The 19,346-nt window shown below is 42.4% G+C and carries 18 protein-coding genes and 1 riboswitch; of the genes, 14 read left to right on the forward strand and 4 right to left on the reverse strand.

Annotation, left to right across the window (positions count from 1 at the left end):
- Window positions 1-12: 12 nt before the first annotated feature.
- Genes B5354_RS04615 through gvpU form a run of 3 tightly spaced genes read left to right on the forward strand, consistent with a single transcriptional unit; the run spans window position 13 to window position 1,626 of the window.
- A complete protein-coding gene (locus B5354_RS04615) occupies window positions 13-339 on the forward strand; it encodes a gas vesicle protein (protein ID WP_079526342.1) in 327 nt (108 codons plus the stop codon).
- A gap of 17 nt (window positions 340-356) precedes the next feature.
- Window positions 357-1,196, forward strand: coding sequence for a YtxH domain-containing protein (gene gvpT / locus B5354_RS04620; protein ID WP_079526344.1), 840 nt, complete (start codon window positions 357-359; stop codon window positions 1,194-1,196).
- Between the two features lie 28 nt (window positions 1,197-1,224).
- Window positions 1,225-1,626 carry a gas vesicle accessory protein GvpU gene (gene gvpU, locus B5354_RS04625; protein WP_139377058.1) on the forward strand — a complete coding sequence of 134 codons (402 nt, stop codon included), beginning with the start codon at window positions 1,225-1,227 and terminating at the stop codon, window positions 1,624-1,626.
- Window positions 1,627-1,896: 270 nt separating this feature from the next.
- Here gvpU and B5354_RS04630 read toward each other — a convergent pair whose 3' ends face one another.
- The 3 genes from B5354_RS04630 to B5354_RS04640 all read right to left on the reverse strand — a co-directional run bounded on the left by B5354_RS04630 (window position 1,897) and on the right by B5354_RS04640 (window position 6,028).
- A complete protein-coding gene (locus B5354_RS04630; RefSeq protein ID WP_079526784.1) occupies window positions 1,897-3,549 on the reverse strand; it encodes a peptide ABC transporter substrate-binding protein in 1,653 nt (550 codons plus the stop codon).
- 468 nt (window positions 3,550-4,017) lie between these two features.
- Window positions 4,018-5,079: an NAD(P)/FAD-dependent oxidoreductase gene (locus B5354_RS04635; RefSeq protein ID WP_079526348.1), complete on the reverse strand. Its 1,062-nt coding sequence runs from the start codon at window positions 5,077-5,079 to the stop codon at window positions 4,018-4,020.
- A 121-nt stretch (window positions 5,080-5,200) separates the two neighbouring features.
- Complete coding sequence (locus B5354_RS04640) at window positions 5,201-6,028, reverse strand: C39 family peptidase (RefSeq protein ID WP_245804704.1); 828 nt, start codon at window positions 6,026-6,028, stop codon at window positions 5,201-5,203.
- 207 nt (window positions 6,029-6,235) lie between these two features.
- On the opposite strand from B5354_RS04640, the gene B5354_RS04645 reads away from it, so the two are divergent.
- The 5 genes from B5354_RS04645 (at window position 6,236) to B5354_RS04665 (ending at window position 11,376) form a co-directional block, all read left to right on the forward strand.
- Window positions 6,236-7,612: a Glu/Leu/Phe/Val family dehydrogenase gene (locus B5354_RS04645; protein ID WP_079526350.1), complete on the forward strand. Its 1,377-nt coding sequence runs from the start codon at window positions 6,236-6,238 to the stop codon at window positions 7,610-7,612.
- Between the two features lie 191 nt (window positions 7,613-7,803).
- Complete coding sequence (locus tag B5354_RS04650) at window positions 7,804-8,619, forward strand: amino acid ABC transporter substrate-binding protein (RefSeq protein WP_079526352.1); 816 nt, start codon at window positions 7,804-7,806, stop codon at window positions 8,617-8,619.
- Window positions 8,603-9,304 carry an amino acid ABC transporter permease gene (locus tag B5354_RS04655; protein ID WP_079526354.1) on the forward strand — a complete coding sequence of 234 codons (702 nt, stop codon included), beginning with the start codon at window positions 8,603-8,605 and terminating at the stop codon, window positions 9,302-9,304. The genes B5354_RS04650 and B5354_RS04655 overlap by 17 nt, the downstream gene beginning before the upstream one ends.
- A 12-nt stretch (window positions 9,305-9,316) precedes the next feature.
- Entirely contained in the window at window positions 9,317-10,054 is a 738-nt protein-coding gene (locus tag B5354_RS04660) for an amino acid ABC transporter ATP-binding protein (RefSeq protein WP_079526356.1), read from the forward strand.
- 254 nt (window positions 10,055-10,308) lie between these two features.
- A complete protein-coding gene (locus B5354_RS04665) occupies window positions 10,309-11,376 on the forward strand; it encodes a C45 family autoproteolytic acyltransferase/hydrolase (RefSeq protein ID WP_079526358.1) in 1,068 nt (355 codons plus the stop codon).
- A 67-nt stretch (window positions 11,377-11,443) separates the two neighbouring features.
- Here B5354_RS04665 and ssuE read toward each other — a convergent pair whose 3' ends face one another.
- Window positions 11,444-11,989: an NADPH-dependent FMN reductase gene (ssuE, locus tag B5354_RS04670; protein ID WP_079526360.1), complete on the reverse strand. Its 546-nt coding sequence runs from the start codon at window positions 11,987-11,989 to the stop codon at window positions 11,444-11,446.
- Between the two features lie 122 nt (window positions 11,990-12,111).
- Window positions 12,112-12,221, reverse strand: a riboswitch (SAM riboswitch).
- Window positions 12,222-12,425: 204 nt separating this feature from the next.
- Here ssuE and B5354_RS04675 point away from each other — a divergent pair.
- From B5354_RS04675 to B5354_RS04700, 6 genes are all read left to right on the forward strand, one after another.
- Window positions 12,426-13,121 (forward strand): FadR/GntR family transcriptional regulator, encoded by a 696-nt coding sequence (locus tag B5354_RS04675; RefSeq protein ID WP_079526361.1) that lies wholly within the window; start codon window positions 12,426-12,428, stop codon window positions 13,119-13,121.
- A gap of 33 nt (window positions 13,122-13,154) precedes the next feature.
- Window positions 13,155-14,432, forward strand: a complete 1,278-nt coding sequence (locus B5354_RS04680) for an Nramp family divalent metal transporter (RefSeq protein ID WP_342742964.1) — start codon at window positions 13,155-13,157, stop codon at window positions 14,430-14,432.
- A 21-nt stretch (window positions 14,433-14,453) separates the two neighbouring features.
- Window positions 14,454-15,662: an L-2-hydroxyglutarate oxidase gene (gene lhgO / locus B5354_RS04685; protein ID WP_079526790.1), complete on the forward strand. Its 1,209-nt coding sequence runs from the start codon at window positions 14,454-14,456 to the stop codon at window positions 15,660-15,662.
- Window positions 15,663-15,803: 141 nt separating this feature from the next.
- Entirely contained in the window at window positions 15,804-16,877 is a 1,074-nt protein-coding gene (locus tag B5354_RS04690) for a YkvI family membrane protein (RefSeq protein WP_079526363.1), read from the forward strand.
- Between the two features lie 154 nt (window positions 16,878-17,031).
- Window positions 17,032-18,096, forward strand: a complete 1,065-nt coding sequence (locus B5354_RS04695; RefSeq protein WP_079526365.1) for a CdaR family transcriptional regulator — start codon at window positions 17,032-17,034, stop codon at window positions 18,094-18,096.
- A 119-nt stretch (window positions 18,097-18,215) separates the two neighbouring features.
- Window positions 18,216-19,346, forward strand: coding sequence for a glycerate kinase (locus tag B5354_RS04700; RefSeq protein WP_079526367.1), 1,131 nt, complete (start codon window positions 18,216-18,218; stop codon window positions 19,344-19,346).

Below are 19,346 nucleotides of genomic sequence, written 5' to 3' on the forward strand. Positions count from 1 at the left end.
GGCACTTAAGTTATGGCAGTTGAACAACCGATGCAATCCAGCACGATCGTCGATGTTTTGGAAAAAGTATTAGATAAAGGTGTCGTGATTGCAGGTGATATACGCGTTGGAATTGCAGATGTAGAGCTTTTGACAATTAAAATCCGCCTGATCGTTGCCTCGGTTGATAAGGCCAAGGAAATAGGCATGGATTGGTGGGAAACAGATCCTTACTTGAGCTCAAAGGCTACGGAAAATAACCAGGCACTAGAAGAGGAAAACAAAAAACTAAAAGAACGACTTGATGCTCTGGAAAGCCAAATGAGTAATAACCGCTGGAATACAGCTGATCAAGAATAATATAGGAGGGATCGATCATGGCTGAAAAAACAAAAGAAACCAATAATTCAAACAGCACAAATAAAGGCGGCCCAATTAGACGCGCCGCAACGGGTGGAATTGTCGGCGCAACTGTCGGATATTTATCAACACCTAAAAACAGAAGTAAACTCAAAGCTAAAGTTAGCAAAGAAGTCTTGAAGGGGCAGGGTTCGAAGCTTGGAAATATGGCCAAAGACACGTTTACGAGTGTGAAAGATTCAGGAATGGAAAAATCAACCCAAGCCTTTCAAAACATGAAATCCTCCACGTCGAACTTGCTGAAGAAAAACCGTGATCCTGAAGGTTCTGAGGATGAGGAAGAAGAGGAACTGGACACCATGGAAGATGAGGATACTGAACTTGAAATGAGTGAAACAGGGAAAGAAGATCATGAAGATGAAGGAGAAGAAGGGGATTATGAGCAGCTAAAAGAAGAAAATGAAATGCTTCAGGAACGGCTGCACAGTTTAGAAGAGAAAATGGACAAGTTCCTTGAAATGAGCAATACCGTTGCTGCTACCTCTGAGGAAGACGAGGAGAAGCAAGAAGAGGATTACGAGGATCAAAGTCAAAGTGAGGAGGAAGAAGACGAGGGAGCAGAAGAGCAGGAAGAAGAAGTCTCTGAACAAAAAAAGCGTTCATCAAGCAAAAGTAAGAAAAATGAAAAGGATAAGGAAATAGAAGAAGGAAAGGACTCCAAAGCTAAAAACAATAAGAAGAATAGTGCGAAAAAGTCCGGTGGTACTAAAAAAACAAAAGTAAAGCAAAAAAATAAAGATTCAGATGATGCAGTGGAAGAGACAGCATTAGCAAGTAATGATGACACTTCTGCATAGGCAATCAAGAAATAAAGGAGAGATGACAATGAGTGAAGATACGAAAGATAATATACTGGAATTCTTTGTAAAGGCTTCAAATAAGCATGGATTTGAACTGGATATTTCCTTACTTGTTAACGGTGCGATTGTTTCCGGGACGATGGTTTCTGCTAAAGAGTATTTCGAAAATTTAAGTGAATCATTCGAGGACGGCAGCGACCTTTCGCAGGAATTGAGTAATCAGCTTGCTCAAGCAGGTGAATCTGCCGAATCCAATAACGATGGAGAAGCTCATTTTATTCATTTGAAAAATACACGCGTTTACTGTGGGGACAGCAAACCGACACCTTCAAAAGGAAAAATTCTTTGGAGAGGGAAATTAAGTGAAGTAGACAGTTTCTTTCTAGGTAAAATCTCTGAACCTAAGAGTACTAACAAAAAATCATGACCTTTTTTGAAGCACGTAGTTTGTTTGACTCTCTATAAAAACGTACCGAATCCATTTTAGTGCGTTTCTTTGGATTATGTATTATTATAGGCGAATGTATTGGAAGCTTTGACCCTGGGGACACGAATTCGGCCTTAGCGTCCGGGAATTCGACCCCAGCGCCTAGAGGTTCGTCCCTAACGCTCAAGGATTCTACCTTAGCGCCAAAAACCCGAACAAGGAGAGGAGAATCTCCTGTTCGGGTTTAACGCTCACAACGTCAAACAGCGATTATTTTCCTTTAATAAATGAGTATTTATAAATATAACCAGATCCCATCGGGTTACGATAAGTCCCTTTAACGTAAGGCTTCTGCAGTTTAGCAGTACCTGTTTGATAGATTGGCGCGATCACGGCATCCTCTTTAATTAATAACTTTTCAGCTTTTAAGAAAGCTTCGAAACGTTCCACAGGCTTTTGAGCTAATTCATTATTGGCTCGTTCAATGAGCTGATCATATTCCTCACTTGCATAACCCGTTTTGTTATTGGCGCCATCCGTCACCCACAGGTTCATAAATGTATTGGCATCAAGGTAGTCAGGCAGCCATACGTAGTTTTGCAGTTCATATTCCATCTCCGAATTGCGTCGTAAGCGCTCTTTGAATGGAACAGTTTGAACATTAATGGTTAATCCCTCAAGCTGTTCAAGCTGATCTTTGAAATAGGCCGTCATTTTTTTGGCTACTCCCATATCATCGCCAAGAAGGTTTAATTCCACTTCCTCAACGCCCAGCTCTTCTTTTGCCTTTTGCCAAAATTCCTTAGCCTTTTCCGGATTATACGGCGCGAGGTTTCCATTAATCTCTCGGAAGTCTTTGCCGGACTCTGGGTGTGACACGAATTCCGCAGGCATAGTTCCGCCTATCGGTGTAGCCCCGTTATTTAAAATAACGTTGGCGACATTTTCTTTGTTAATGATACGCTGAATAGCTTTTCTGGCATTTTTGTTACTCAGTATTTCATTTTCCTGATTCATTTTGATGTATAACAGACTAGGCTTTCTGATCGTAGAAAATTCCGGGGATGTACTGTACTTATCTACAAATTCAGCTGTTAACCCAGTTCGGTCTAAAGCACCTGATTCATACAAGTTAACAGAAGTAGACACCTCTTTTACAACTTTTACATTGATTTTATCGAGCTTGACATTCTCTTTATCCCAGTAATCTTCATTCTTCTCAAGTACCCAGCCTTCGCCGGGGCTCCATTTAGTCATCTTAAATGGACCATTAGCGAGAAGGGCATCTGATGACAGAGCAAAATCCTCTCCGTGTTTCTCGACAAATTCTTGCTTCAATGGCAGAAAGGTTGTAAAAGTCGTCAGTTCTTTAAAGTAAGGAATAGGTTTCTCCAGTTGTACTTCTAAGGTTGTGTCATCTATGGCTTTTACCCCAAGTTTCTCAACTGGCATTTCTCCTGTAGAGACAGCTTCTGCATTTTTTACAACTCCGTTAAACATGTAAGGTCCGTACTCGGAACCGACTTCCGGGTCTACGGCACGACGCCAGGAATAAACAAAGTCATGAGCCGTCACAGGGTCACCATTCGTCCATTTAGCGTCTCGCAGTTTAAATGTCCATGTTTTTCCATCTTCACTTACCTTATGGCTTTTCGCAATCCCTGGTTCAATTTCAGCATTCTTACCAAATCGATATAAGCCATCCGTTGTTGCAGCAAGCCATTGGAAGGCAACAACATCAGTAGCCATGGATGGATCCATGGTAGGTATTTCACTTGATTCAGAGATGTTCAGAACCTGTTTATTATCGGACTGTTCACTTCCCTCGGGACTTGTTTCAGAGCTCGAAGACGATGATTCGCCTGAACAAGCTGCCAGAAATGTAATCAACATCAGCAGACTAAATAACAACAACCTAGACATTTTCACTTCTCAACCAACCCCCAATTTATGTAATTCATAAAGACAAGTTTTATGGTAGCAGATTTATCTGTAAATTCAAAATTCTAGGAATCTGCAGGGGATTAAAGCTTTAAAGTCTGTGTGAATTACAATAAGAGGTGCGTTAGGGCAGGTGCATCAAGCGTTTATTAGAGGCCGACAAGATACAAACAGGTGTGAAGTGGTAATAATTACAACAATAATTTAATAGGTCATTTGTACTCTTTTTGGGATGGTTAGGGAGTTAACCAATGTTGTATGCCTGTGAAAGAAAGGTGATGGGATATAAATACCTATAATCATTGCAAGGTATTTATATCCATTTTTATTGTGAGGGAATTTTATGACAAAAAAACTAACTACCGCCACTCTCTCGGGGTAGTTAGTTTTGAAAATTATCAGCTCAACTATATATTTTTCAGAAAAAGGGTGAGTAAGCAGCTTACATTATTAGTGGCGTTTGCTCAACCAAAGCACACCTGACTTTGCTAAACGAGGTAAACGACCTGTCACAGGCTGCTGCATCATATTTCCGAAGCCATCGGATTTTCCAAGCGATCCCAATGTACCTTTTAACTTAATCTCGGCTGGTTTCCTCGGTTCTTCTCCTTTGAGTACAGATCCGAGGACCTCAGCAATTTGCTCACCTTGCTGCCCTGCCAGTTGAGCACTTGGTGAATGATAAGATGAAGCACAGTCCCCAACAACATAAACTTGGGGATGTGTGGGAACTTGATAATAATCATTTAAGATAACTTTTTCTTGTTCATCTTTTTCAAAAGAAAGCTCCCGAACTAAGTAATTAGGACGAACCCCGGCTGTCCAAATGGTCACATCATTTAAGTAACAGACGCCGTTGTTACAAACACCATCTCGTTCTACGTATTCAACATTGGAATGGTGAATGACATCGACGTCATTTTTGGCAAACCATTCTTCCACATATTCCTGGATTTTAGAATCAAATGCTTTAAGGACCGATGCCCCGCGGTCGAGCAGTCTAATGTTAAGGTCTGGTCTGCTTTCTCTTACTTCTGAGGCGACCTCGATACCGCTTAATCCAGCACCGACGATCGTTACTTTCCCATAAGCTTGTAAATTACCGATTGCCAGTCCGGCACTTCTTGCTTTGCCGAATGTTTGCACACTTTCGGTGAATTCTTGCGCTCCTTCAACGCCATGGTAGTTATCCTCACATCCAAGACCAAGCACTAAATAATCATAGTCAATGGCATCACTCGACTCTTTCATCAAAATTTGCTGATTGTCGATATCAATTTTCTCAATTTCCCCATATTCATAATTTACCTGGGCATCCGTCGGGAATTCCATACGTACATCGCGATCAGCAATCGTGCCGGCAGCAATTGTGTAGAATTCCGTCTTTAAGGAGTGGTAGGGATTCCGATCGACAACCGTGATATGTACATCATCAGGAAGGTTATTAGAAATTAAGTTCATTAATATTTTCAGGCCGCCGTATCCACCGCCTAATATAACTAATCTTTTCATTGTAAACACCCACTTTTTTAATAATAGATCACATTTTTTCTGTCCATTCATCGTAACCGCTTTCGAATATTTCTATCTCAACATTACCAAAAATAATAGAAGAAAACTATAGCAAAAACAGTTACTTTGTTATAACGATCGCTTGGCTGCCTAACTGCTTCCAGCCTTTAATGAATTGTTCCTTGTTTACTTTTTGGTTCTTTAAACCGTATGGATTGTTAATATAGAAATTATTTTTATCATAGCCTGTTAGGACCACACTATGTAAGTCAAACGTAACTTCGATTTCTCCACTTGGGGTGTCCCATGTGCGAAAACTGTTGACTGGCCCAAACGTTGACGTCACAATCACCCATACTGGAAGTCCCTGATCCAGGTAATGGAACAACTTGTCGGGAGCGCTTCCTGTGAAATCAATTAGACGATCTCCGACATAACTTCTGGTCGCGTCAGCAAGCGGCCCATGGTAAATCGATAAACCTGGTCCATCTTCCATATCCCCTACAAATCCTTTATTAGGATTTCCTTTAAGTCCATTTGAATAGACCAGCGGCACGCGTTTCACTTTTTCAGCTAGTTCATTTTTCGTAACGGCGATATCGAAATAATTAAGAATCATGGCCATACTCGTTACTTCGCATCCATTGTATAGTCTTGGTGGGTCCATTTGATTGAGGAGTGGAACGTCAAGCGGAAAGTCAGGTATGGGTGTGACTTCATCCAGTGCTGTCGATTGATCGGATGTCATCTGTTCTGGCTTGGCAGTTTCTTTGTTATCAACGGCAGGAGCGGGTGCCTCGTCTTTCTTAGGTTCTGTTTCAGGCTTATTTTCAGGAGGAGCCGTGTTTGGTTTCTCCTCGGTGTATTCTTCCCATTGTGCAAAAACAACTCCGTAAATACTGAGCATACTAATGAGAAGCAGGACCATAATTGAATATTTTGCACGCACAATACCTTTCTCCTTCACTTATAACAGTATTTATTTACTCCAAATAACACATTATCAAATTTATTAGATAAACACTAGAAAAACTAATAAACACAAAGATAGTTTTCACAAAGTTCACTTCGAACATTCTTTTGTTTTAGAATTATTTAAAAGGGAATAGACATAGGAGAAATGACCTGTATTACTTAGAAGGAGGATTTTGTTTTGATGAGTGAGAAAATAAACGTAATCGAACAATCGTTAAAAGCGCTGCTGGAAGATAAGGACTTTCTTCCCGACTTGAAAGACAAAACGAGAGACCAAGCTTTTAAGTCTTTAGTATCGATCCTTTCGACACCAAACAAGATACATAAGTCGTTCCTAAGGATTGCCTTGGAAAATGGCACGATCGTACGCATCCCTTCTTTTCGTATTCAGCACAACAATACACTTGGTCCCTATAAAGGAGGGATTCGTTTCCACCCCTCTGTAAATGAAGAGGAAGTTTCCAACCTCGCCAAGCTGATGACACTGAAGAATGCGCTTCACGAGGTTCCTTTTGGAGGAGGAAAAGGCGGTGTCGTCATTAACCCGAAAGACTACACTCCAAAAGAATTGAATTTAATTTGTAAGAAATTTGTGCAATATAATAATGATATCCTCGGGCCTGATAAAGACATTCCGGCACCTGATGTGGGTACGGGTGACCGTGAGATGGATTGGATGATGGCAGAGTATAAGAATACTCACCCGGGCGAGCCTTATAGAGGGAGTTTTACCGGCAAGAGCATTATAAACGGAGGATCACTAGGACGCCGGGAAGCAACAGGAAAGGGTGTTTATTTTACCTTTCGTTACATGATGCACAATTTCCTACACGACAACAAGCAATGGCTTGAGAAAACAGACAATATTTTTGCCAAAACTGCTTTAGACCATGCAAATCGCAAACTGACTATGGCTGTTCAAGGCTTTGGAAATCTTGGCTCTGTAGGCGCTCTTGAGGCTTATCAGTGCAAATATTTACAAAATCAGATTGTTGCAGTCAGTGATCATAACGTTATGCTCTATAACTCAGACGGACTTGATATCCCTGCGTTAAACACTTATGCCAAAGAGCATGATGGGGAGCTGCCAACGACAGAGGAGGAGCTCGCTGCCAATGATATTAAAGCGACAGTCCAAAATCGGGATGATTTATTAGAACTTGATGTCGATGTTCTTATGCTTGCTGCCCTGGAAGATCAGATCCACGAACGCAATATGGATCAGATTAAGGCGCGAATGATTATCGAAGGCGCGAATGCCCCCATTACAGAAGAGGCAGATGAACACTTAAGCAGTAAGGGTGTATTAATCGTGCCGGATATTCTGGCGAATGCCGGCGGGGTTATTGTTTCTTATCTGGAATGGATTCAAGGTCGTGAGACGCAATTTTATAAGGAAGAAGAAATTTACGAGCTTCTTTTTGATAAGATGCAGCAAACGATGGACACCATTTTTCCCCAGTTCTTTGGCGACCCTTTTGCACTAAGACAGAACTGTTATATTCATTCTGTTATGAAGCTATCTACGGTGATGTATCGACAAGGCAAATTGTATTAAAATGATCACATACCTCTTGGATTCTGAATATAGAAATTCAAGAGGTTTATTATGATTAATCTTTTTTCAAAGTCTGATTATACTAAGGAGCGAGCTCTATTGTTGACGAAGCATGGTTCACCTTGTATGATCTTATAGGTAACTAATCCGACTTTAATAATAGGGATTGAATATAAATAGGAGGGAAATGGATGAAGAAATATGGCGCGTTACTAATTATGTCCTTATTTATACTTATTCTAGCTGCATGCGGATCAGGTGAGTCTGACAATAGTGGAGACGAAGCAGCAAGTGATCAATCTTTACTCGATCAAATTAAAGAAAAAGGTGTCCTTACGATAGGAACAGAAGGAACCTATGCTCCATATACATTTCATAATGATCAGGGAGAACTTACTGGCTACGATGTTGAGGTGGCCCGTGAAATTGCCAAACGGATGGGCGTTGAAGCTGAATTTAAAGAAACAAAGTGGGATGCGATGTTTGCTGGGTTAAACAGTGAACGATTTGATATGATCGCAAACCAGGTGGGGATTAAGCCCGACCGTAAAGAGAAATACAACTTTTCAATTCCTTATACGTACACATCCGCTGTACTTGTAACTAAAAAAAATAATGAAGAGATTAAAAGCTTTGAAGACCTCGAAGGTAAGACATCAGCACAGTCTTTAACAAGTAATTACTCAACGATTGCCGAAAATCATGGTGCTGAGATCGAAAGTGTAGAAGGGTTTAACCCAGCTATGCAGCTGCTTGCGAATGGGCGTGTAGATGCAACCGTAAATGATCGTCTGTCTGTGCTTGATTATTTGAATGAACAAGGGGAAAGCGCACCAGTTCAAATCGTCGATAAAAAGGAAGAGGCCTCTGAAACGGCGATGATGTTCCGTGAAAATAACCCTGAGCTCGTAGAAGCTGTAAACGAAGCATTGAAGGGTATGAAAGAAGACGGAACCTTAGCAGAAATCTCCCAAAAATGGTTTAACGAAGATGTTTCAGTTAAGTAGTACATTGCTGAGTCCGGAATCAATTGAAATCCTTAAGAACTCCTTTCTGCCCTTGTTGAAAGGAGTTCTTGCTTACACGATTCCGCTGTCCTTGCTCTCTTTTTTCATTGGACTGGTTTTAGCCGTGACTACTGCGATTTTTCGGATATCAGGAATAAAAGTGTTAAGCGGAATTGCACGAGTATATGTATCGATAATTCGTGGAACTCCGCTTCTTGTGCAATTATTTATAGTATTTTTCGGTCTGGGATCATTAGGTATCGAATTCTTGAAGTTCGATCCTTTTGTAGGTGCCTTAATCGCGTTTTCCTTAAACACGGGGGCGTATGCATCTGAGACGATTCGTGCTTCGATCCTATCGATTGATAAAGGCCAATGGGAGGCTTCTTCTTCGATTGGAATGTCCAATTTCCAGTCACTAAGACGCGTCATTCTGCCACAGGCTACCCGTGTTTCGATCCCGCCGTTGTCCAACTCGTTCATCGGCCTGGTGAAAGAGACATCACTTGCTTCGACGATTTTAGTAAGTGAGATGTTTAGAAAAGCGCAGGAAATTGTGGCCACCACTTATGAGCCATTGCTCGTTTATACGGAAGCAGCCGTGATTTACTGGGTGATTTGTTTCATTCTTTCACTTGTTCAAGATCAAATCGAAATACGATTAAATCGCTATGTGAAAACGTAAGGAGATTTATCTATGCTAACCATGGACCATATTTATAAACAGTTTGGTGACCTCGTTGTATTAAAGGACATCAGTCTCAATGTTGAACAGGGGAAGGTGGTTGTCATTATCGGACCCTCGGGCTCCGGAAAAACCACGCTGCTGCGGTGCTTAAACGTGTTGGAACAGCCTGAAAGCGGCTCTGTGACAATCGACCAGCAGACCCTGAACTTTACGAAGAAGCTTACGAAAAAACAAATCCGTGATTTTCGCAAGCAGTCAGGCATGGTTTTTCAAACGTACAATCTTTTTCCACACTTAAGTGTGATTCAGAACGTGATGGAAGGGCCTGTGACTGTGCAAAAAGTAGATAAAACGAAGGCTCGTGACAAGGCTGCAGAGTTGTTAACCAAAGTAGGCCTTCAGGAAAAAATGTATGAATACCCATACAAACTTTCAGGAGGACAGCAGCAGCGTGTTGGCATTGCACGGGCGATGGCGATCGATCCGAAGGTTATGCTGTTTGACGAACCAACTTCAGCCCTTGACCCTGAGCTCGTCGGTGAAGTATTGAGAGTTATGAAAGGACTTGCTAACGAAGGAAGAACAATGGTCGTTGTCACTCACGAAATGAAATTTGCGAGAGAAGTGGCCGATGAAGTGATCTTCATGGATGATGGGGTCATTGTCGAACGAGGGGCTCCTTCTGTGCTGTTTGAGCATCCAAAAGAACAGCGAACCCGGCAATTTCTCAATATCATCAATCAGTAGGGGCGGCTAATTTTGGCTGCCTCTTTTTTTAAGTTTTCTTCAGTGGATTCGATCATGAATTAGATAATAAGCTCATAAAAGGTGAAAATTCGCTCATGATTATAAATAAACGCTCAGGATTGTAAATCAAGCGCTCACTTTTGCGCCTAAACGCTCACACTAATTTTTTGGAGAGAGTTCGAATCGCTTTACCGCCTAAAGCCATTGACTTAAACTAATTGGAATAAGACATACAACAAAAGAGGGATTGTACATTGAAGCCTATACACAGCGATATTTTACAGTTTAGAGGGACACATTATGACTTTGGCTGCCTGCAAGGTAAGCAGTTGAAAGGTTCGTTGACGGTCAGAAACCGCGAGAAGCAATGGAGCGTAAGAAAGCCCAGGTTTATGGTGGAGGAAGCAGAAGTCAAAGAGGCGATCACGCGTTTTGCTCCCGGCCTCTGGGAAGAACTCATTGGTTTAAGCGATGCCCTAGAATGGCCGATGGAGCGTGTGATGATGGAATTCGGCGGCTACCGGGTCGATTACAAACGCTCGGGCTGCTCCATTATAACAGGGGACGGATATATGATTCGAAATTATGATTATATGCCAAAAACTTACGAAGGCCGCTACAGTTTCTTTCAGCCGACAGACACGGGTTATGCGATTGCCGGACCTACTCAGCGCATTACGGGTCGAATGGACGGAATGAATGAAAAGGGGCTGGCGCTTGGCTACAATTTCATGCATCGGAAAAAGCCCGGAGATGGATTTATCTGCTGTGCAATCGGCCGGCTCGTGCTAGAAACATGCGAGACGGTGGAGGAAGCGGTGGACATGCTGCAGGAGATTCCCCATCGCCATTCGTTCAGCTATACCGTTTTTGACAAGAGTGATCAAACCTTTGTTGTTGAGGCTTCTCCTCGAGGCGTTAAGGTCCGTCAGGCTAACGTCTGCACAAATCACTTTGAAATCATGACAAAAGAAAACCGCAATCATCTTGTCGATTCCATGAAAAGGATGGACGCGATGAACAGCCAGCGCGAACATCTTGCCGGGGCTTATGATGCCTTCCGGTTAATGAATGATACAGATAAAGGCGTTTTTTCAAAACAATACAGAAATTGGGCAGGAACCATTCATACATCAGGTTATCTTCCAAACGAAATGAAAACCTGGTTCGCGCTTGGTGGGGACGCGGAGCCGGTGGAATTTGATTTCGCCAAGTGGCTTGATGGGGAAGATCTTAAATTAGAACGGATTCATGGTGAAGTGGATACAGATATTCCGTTTGTTCATCTTGATGAAAGAGCGTACTGGACAGGAAGAAAATAACCGAGTCAATTTATAGTAAAGCAGGAGACACGTTCATGAGCTCATGAACGTGTCTCCTGCTTTGTGCTTATAACATTAGCGGAACCTGTTTTTGAATAATTTGAAGAAAGTAAACGAGCTGTTTCTTCAAGCGTTGTTCACAATCCACATCGATGATTGGATGGGAAGGGCTGGATTTATCAATCTGATCGTCCAGTAAATACACACCTTTTAGATTTTGTCCCTTCAATGTAGCCAGCAAAGGTTTAAGTGCATATTCTATGGCGAGTAAATGGGATTTGCTGCCGCCGCTCATAATGGGAAGAACGGGTGTATCCTTTAACACATCCTGCGGCAATAGATCGATGAGTGCTTTAAGAATGCCAGAGTAGGAGGCCTTATATACGGGTGAAGCAACGATGACGCCTTTTGCTTGCTGGATCGTTTCCGTAATTTTCTCAATCGCTTCACTGTCATAACGGGCATAAAATAAATCCTCAGGCGAAACATTGCGGACTGAAATTTTAGTCGTAGATAACCCTTCCTCAACGACCAATCTGTCTAGATAATCTAAAACTTTTTCTGATCTTGATTGTTCTGAAGGGCTTCCTGACAACAACACGATATCACTCATATAACAACTTCCTTTCCATTAATAATTTAAATGCGCTTCGTTAAAGTGTAAAAAATCTCGATCACACATATAAAAACCCTCTTTTCTTGTAATGAGAAAAGAGGGTTTAACGGTTCATTCCGCTCTTATCTCCCAAGATTTTAAATCTTGCTGGACGGAGCACCTTCCTGACTGCAGTCAGAGGTTGCTGAAGCTTCACAGGGCCAGATCCCTCAGCTTCTCTGGATAAGAATTTTAAATTTGAGTCTAATCGTAATATGAATCCACGGCTATTGTCAACAAATAATTAGAAAAGAAAATAAATTAGGAAATTGATATACCTTTTCAAGAACATGAAAAGGTTCTAAATAATCATTGAATTCTGAAAAATAACCCTGTAAACTAAACTGGACCATCCACTTAGTCTGTCCAATAATTTTTCGAAAGGGTCGAGAAGATGAAGGAGTCTCCTATCAGAAAAAAACGCGTCTATCATATGATCGTAGAACAAATTAAAGAGTGTATTAAAAGGGGGGAAGTTGTACCTGGGGGGAAATTGCCTTCAGAGAGGACGCTGGCTGCAAAGTTGTCTGTATCCAGAACATCTGTGAAAGAGGCATTTAGCGTGCTGGAGTCATCTGGCATCGTTGAAATCAAGCAGGGCAGTGGTGTTTATCTCTTAGAAAATACGATCGAAGATATTATGAATAAACTACGGGCTCTTATTCGTGGACAGTCGGCTAATATGGTTGAGCTTATGGAATTGCGACAGGCTGTAGAAGTGGATATTGCTTTTTACGCGGCACATAGAAGAAATCAGCAGGATATTGTAGGATTGGAACAATCCTATCTTCAGCTCGAACAGGCCGTGGTAGCTAATAGTTTGGCTGCCGAGGAGGATTTGGCTTTTCACATGTACATTGCCAGGATTGCAAGAAATCAATTACTGGCTCAAGTAATGACCATGGTATCTGATCAGGTGTTAATTGGGCTGGAGGACAGCCGGGCCCGATCGCTGGATATACCAGGGCAAAGCGAACAAATATTACAGGAACATAAGGCGATCTATCAGTCTATCCAAGAGGGTGAACCAAATTCTGCAAGTGCAGCGATGAGAGAACATCTTGAAAATGTAAAACAACGGTACTTATAATTTTTTGAAAACGATTACAATGGAGGGATGGTTGTGGGTTCTGAAGCACATTCTCATGAGCAAATGCATACAGAGGTCCCTAAAGCTCCGACGACGATCGGGGGAAAGTTAAAAACGGTAGGACCAGGGATTGTTACTGCTGCAACAGGGGTAGGCACTGGTGATCTGGTCGCAGCACTCGTAGCTGGAGTTTCTTTCGGGACAACTTTGATTTGGGCAATCATCATCGGAGCGATTCTCAAATTCTTTTTAACAGAAGGAATGGGGCGCTGGCAATTGGCAACAGGAAAGACCATTTTAGAAGGCTGGCGGTCGATGGGAAAATGGGCGACAGGATACTTTGGTGTTTATTCGATTCTCTGGGGTTTCAGTTATGGGGCGGCAGCCATGACGACGTCTGCCTTAATGATGGTCACTATGTTTCCAATCATGCCATTATGGGCATGGGCCATCATACATGGAATTGCCGGACTTTTAATTGTGTTGACAGGCCGGTATGACATATTTGAACGAGTGATGACGGTGTTGGTAGGAGTTATGTTCGTAACGGTAGTGGGGTCAGCGGTCATGATCGCGCCAGACCTTGGAAATATCTTAAGTGGAACAATTCCGCGTTTCGACAGTGGATCATTCTTGCTTGTACTGGGATTGCTTGGCGGTGTTGGCGGGACAATCACGATGGCAGCTTATGGCTATTGGATTCGTGAGAAAAACTGGCAAGGGAAATCATGGATTTCTATGATGAGGCTTGATACGTCAGTTGCTTATATTATTACAGCGATTTTTACCACATCACTGCTCGTAATCGGTGCGGAATTTTTATACGGAACAGGTGTTGAAATCAACGGAGAAGAAGGGCTTGTAACGTTAGGATCGATCTTTAGTTCTGAGTTCGGGAGTGTTGCCCGCTGGTTATTTTTAATCGGTGCATGGTCGGCTGCCTTTTCATCCTTATTGGGTGTATGGAATGGGGTTCCTTATTTATTCGCTGATTTTATGAGACTTGTCCGCAAACGGAATTTGGACACCCCGGTATCAGAAAAAGAACCGGCTTACCGCTTTTATTTACTATGGCTGACATTTCCTCCAATGCTGTTGCTCTTTTTTGATAAACCTGTTGGAATTGTCATTGCATACGGAGCGCTTGGGGCCTTGTTTATGCCATTTTTGGCCATTTCACTATTAACGTTGTTAAATTCTAAACGTGTAGACAAAGTCTATCAGAATGGCTGGATTACCAACGCTGTATTAGTTGGGAGCTTGTTGTTGTTTGGGTATCTTGGGGCAGTGGAACTTATCAATTTGTTTTAGTAGAGGAGAGGCAGATAGATGATGTATGACTATACGATAATCGGTGCTGGAATCGTCGGCTTGTCTGTAGGATTGGAGCTGACAAAACGCTATCCAAATGCTCGGATTTTAATTGTCGAAAAAGAAGCAGCCATTTCGGTTCATCAAACGGGAAGGAATAGCGGGGTGATTCACTCGGGAATTTACTACAAACCGGGTAGTCTGAAGGCAAGGATGGCCCGTACAGGCAACCGGCAGATGGTTAATTTTTGTAAACAACACGGCATAGAGCATGACATGTGCGGCAAATTGATTGTGGCTACGAATCAGGATGAGCTGGCGCTGCTTGAAAATCTTTATGCGCGCGGGTTGGAGAATCAGCTGGATGTAGAAAAAATATCAGCTGACGAACTTAAGGAAATAGAACCACATGTGAAGGGGATCGCAGCCATTCGAGTTCCAAGTACGGGAATCGTTAATTACCAGCGGGTTGCTCAAGTTTTTGCCGAACAAATTCAGCAAAATGGCGGGGAAATCATATTGAATACAGAGGTTCAAGATATGACGGATGATACAGATGGAGTTCAGCTTCATACAAACCGTGGAATCCATCAAACCAAGTTCCTCATTAACTGTGGTGGTTTATTCAGTGACAGAATCGCCCAAATGGCTGGAATTAAAACGGACATGAGAATTATCCCGTTTCGCGGAGAATATTTTGAGTTGAATCCTGAGAAGCGCCACCTTGTTCAAAACCTGGTGTATCCCGTTCCTAACCCAGACTTTCCTTTCCTTGGTGTTCATTTTACGAGAATGATGGATGGGCGGGTTCTGATCGGCCCTAATGCTGTTCTTAGTTTTAAACGAGAAGGGTACAGCAAAACGGATTTTGAAGTGAAAGATTTCATTGAATCGACTACTTACCCGGGATTGCTTAAGCTGGCCAGCAAAAATGCTGCCGAAGGGTTAAAAGAAATCTATCGCTCTTATAGTAAAAAAGCATTAGTTAAGGAGATTCAGCGGTTTATTCCTGAAATCGATGAAGAGGATATTGTCCCGGGGAAAGCTGGAGTTCGTGCACAGGCACTTGATTCTGACGGGCATTTGATTGATGATTTTATGATGATTCAGGGCCGGCGAATGGTCCATGTATGTAATGCACCTTCCCCGGCTGCCACGGCATCGCTCGAAATTGGGCGGGAGATTGTGTCTCGTGTGGAAAAGAAATATCAAGGGACGGCAAGTTACTAATGGAACGCTTTGAAAGGCTTTTAGGTAAAATTCTTATTGACGTTTTATCTTAGCTGTTGAAGTTTATCGAAAATTGACAAATCTGATAAACTGAATAGTAGACTGAGAAGTGAAAGGCCTTTCAAAGGAGAGAACATCTACATGAAGAACACACTACGAATCGCCGGCGCTTATGTCGGTATCATTATTGGAGCAGGATTTGCTTCAGGACAGGAAATTGTCCAATTTTTTACAAGTTTTGGATTGTGGGGGATCGTCGGGGCTGTTATAACGATTGCCTTGTTTGCGTTTATTGGAATGCAGCTCATACAGCTTGGATCGCATTTACAAGTCTCCTCCCATAAAAAAGTCATTCGACATATTTGCGGAAAATACTTAGGTCCAGTGGTCGATATTACGCTGACATTCTTTTTGTTTGGGGTGGCCACCATTATGGTCGCAGGAAGCGGTTCGATCTTCGAACAGCAATTTGGCATGTCCCCCTTAGTGGGTAATATCTTAATGGTTATTTTATCCACGCTGACCCTTTGTCTAAATACGGACAAGGTGATTTCAGTAATTAGTTTAATCAGCCCGTATATGTTAACTCTTATTATTATCATCACCATTTATTCATTCTTTACCAGTAACGCTGAACTATCAGAACTGGAAAGCATTGCGTTAGCCCAGCCATCAGCAGCCTCGCACTGGCTGCTTAGTGCCCTATTGTATGTCGCCTTTAATATTGCTGTAGGGTTTTCGATGATGACGCTGATTGGTTCTACTTCTAAAGATAGTAGAGTGGCTGGACGAGGGGCAGTACTAGGTGGAATTTGCCTTGGCGTTTTAGTTGTTTTGATCAATTTAGGAATCTATGCAAATATCAATCGGCTGCAAGGGGTTGATATGCCGACACTGGCATTAGCTTCTGATATATCACCTTTTGTTGGCATCCTGATGTCAATTGCACTGCTTTCTATGATCTTCAATACAGCTGTTGGCATGTTGTATTCATTTACCGCGCGATTTGTAGAAGCAGATACACCGAAATTCAGAGGTGCGGTAGTCGTCGTAGGGCTTCTTTCCTTTGCGGCAAGTTTAGTAGGATTTACTGACTTGGTCAGCACCGTATACCCATTGATGGGCTATTTAGGATTCGTCTTGATAGGAGGAGTGGCCATTACTTGGTTACGGTCTAAAAAGCAATCAGCTCCAGTAACTGCTGAAGAACAATAAGTTCTTGCACGTTGTCGCGAAAGAATTTTTTTGCGAGAGTATGATATGAAAATTCGAACATGCATTCAGGAGAGGAATGCTCGGTAAGCCGAAGTAATGGATCACCATTTCTTCGGTTTTCCTTTTATTTTTCTCCTTACAAAGGGGAAGTTGGATGGAACTATCAGAACAACTCGGAAAGGAAATTATTTCAATGCTTTCGGCCTATATTGATGTGCCTATTAACTTGATGGATCCCAGCGGCAAAATTGTCGCAAGTACAGATCAGGGGCGTGTATCACAGTTACATGGCGGGGCAAAAAAAGTCATTGAGACCAAGCAGGAACAGATTATACATGAAAGTGATGTAGAAGATCTCTCAAATGTAAAGCCAGGAGTGAATCTGCCCATTTTTCATCGTGACGAACTGGCGGGGGTAGTAGGGCTTACTGGGAGTCCGGAGGATGTTATGCAGGCAGCTGGTATGACTCGGGGGTCTGTCGAGATTGCTCTTGAACAAGTCTATCAACAGCGTCAGGTTTTTTATCAAGAAAGACAGTGGAATAACTGGGTTCAACAGCTGCTTCATCCTATCAAAATGGATGAGGAGTTTTTAATCCAAGAAGCTACTTATACATTGAATGTGGATGTGAAGCAGAATTGGCAGGTGCTCGTTCTTTGTCTATCAAACCATTTCGAGTGGTGTGAAAGGATTCGCCAACTTCTTACCTCACAAGGGCAGCACCCCTTATTTGTCGTCCCTCATCAAGAGAATGAGGTGATAGCCGCGTTACCTGATCAGAACGATTCTATTATTATAGAAGATATCTTGAAAGAATTACATACAATAGATGTTTCAGCAGGGATCGGTGGAGCCGAATATGGCATAGCCGGGCTGCGTCGTTCTTATTTTCAGGCTGTAGATGCCATCCATTTAACCGATAAGAAATATTCATATAGTAAAGATGTTCAAATGGAACGGTTGCTGTATCACATTGATCCTGAAATTTTAAACGAGGTAACGAAAGGCTATCAGAACCGTTTAAACCAACTTGAAAAAGTGTATAAGGAGACCCTGATCTGTTATTTCGCATCCAATTTAAGGGTGAATAGGACAGCCGCTGACATGCATATACATCGGAACACACTCGTTTACCGTTTAGAACAAATTCATAAAAAAACAGGCCTGAACCCTAAAGTGTTTAAAGAAGCGATCATCCTTCAAGCTTTGTTGCTTTAAATTTGTGCATTTGCATAAGAAAACGATTGCAATAATCAGTAAATTTAGTGGATACAGCTAATTGTTTTTCCGCTGTTTTTTCGGTTGAATAGAAGTAACTAAGAATGAAGGAGAGTTCTATGAAGATTGTACTTGCACCTGACTCATTTAAAGGAAGTATTACAGCTTCTCAGGCTGCTGAAGCTATGGCGAAAGCAATACATTCCCTTCCCTATAACGTAGAGACAATTCTGAAGCCGATGGCCGATGGGGGAGAGGGAACGCTTGATGCTTTGTTAAAAGCTACAAACGGTGAAAGAGTTACTTTTTTATGTCACGGCCCTTTAGGTGAACTTTTTGAGAGTCATTATGTAGAGGTAGGGGAAAAAACCGCCGTCATTGAATGTGCAGCTATTTCAGGACTGCCGATTGTTCCACGTGAAAAAAGAAACCCTGATCTTACAACGACCTATGGTTTAGGAGAAGCGATTCTTTATGCACTTGATCGAGGAGCTCAGGAATTAATCATCGGTCTTGGTGGAAGTTCGACGAATGATGGAGGCCTTGGAATGCTTCAGGCTTTAGGGATGGAAGCATCAAAGGTAAATGGTGAGCGAGCGGGAATCTTTGGCAAGGATTTGTTTGAGGTGGATTCTATTAACTTGTCCTCTCTCGATTCCAGATTGCAAGAAGTTTCGATCAAAGTTGCCTGTGACGTTGACAATCCTTTAACGGGAAAGCGAGGAGCCACCTATGTGTACGGTCCGCAAAAAGGTGCCAACCCTGAGCAAGTCGAAGCTTATGATCATGCGCTTGGAAAATGGGGACAGCTTATCGAACGAGGCCAGGGGCGATCTTTCGCGAATCAATCAGGGGCAGGAGCTGCCGGAGGTCTCGGATTTGCCTTGCTGGCTATAGGAGCCGAACTGCATTCAGGGGCAAAGCTTGTTTCAGAAGCCATTGGGTTAGAAAAATCCATTGCACAGTCAGGTCTGGTCATCACCGGAGAAGGACAAAGTGATGTGCAAACATTGTATGGGAAAGCGCCAGGATATGTAGGAAAGCTAGCTGACAAATATGGTAAACCCGCAATTCTCTTATCTGGAAGCCTTGACGGTGAATTGGACAAAATGAATGGAACTTTTGCCGGTTGTTTTTCGATTGTTCCTGGTCCGAGGTCGCTTGATGAGTGTATGGAAGAAGGAGAGACTTACCTGTATGAGGCTTGCAGACAATTGGTCTCTTTTTATACAAAATTAATGGAGGAGTGA

This window comes from Halobacillus hunanensis (assembly GCF_900166655.1).
GTDB lineage: Bacteria > Bacillota > Bacilli > Bacillales > Halobacillaceae > Halobacillus_A > Halobacillus_A hunanensis.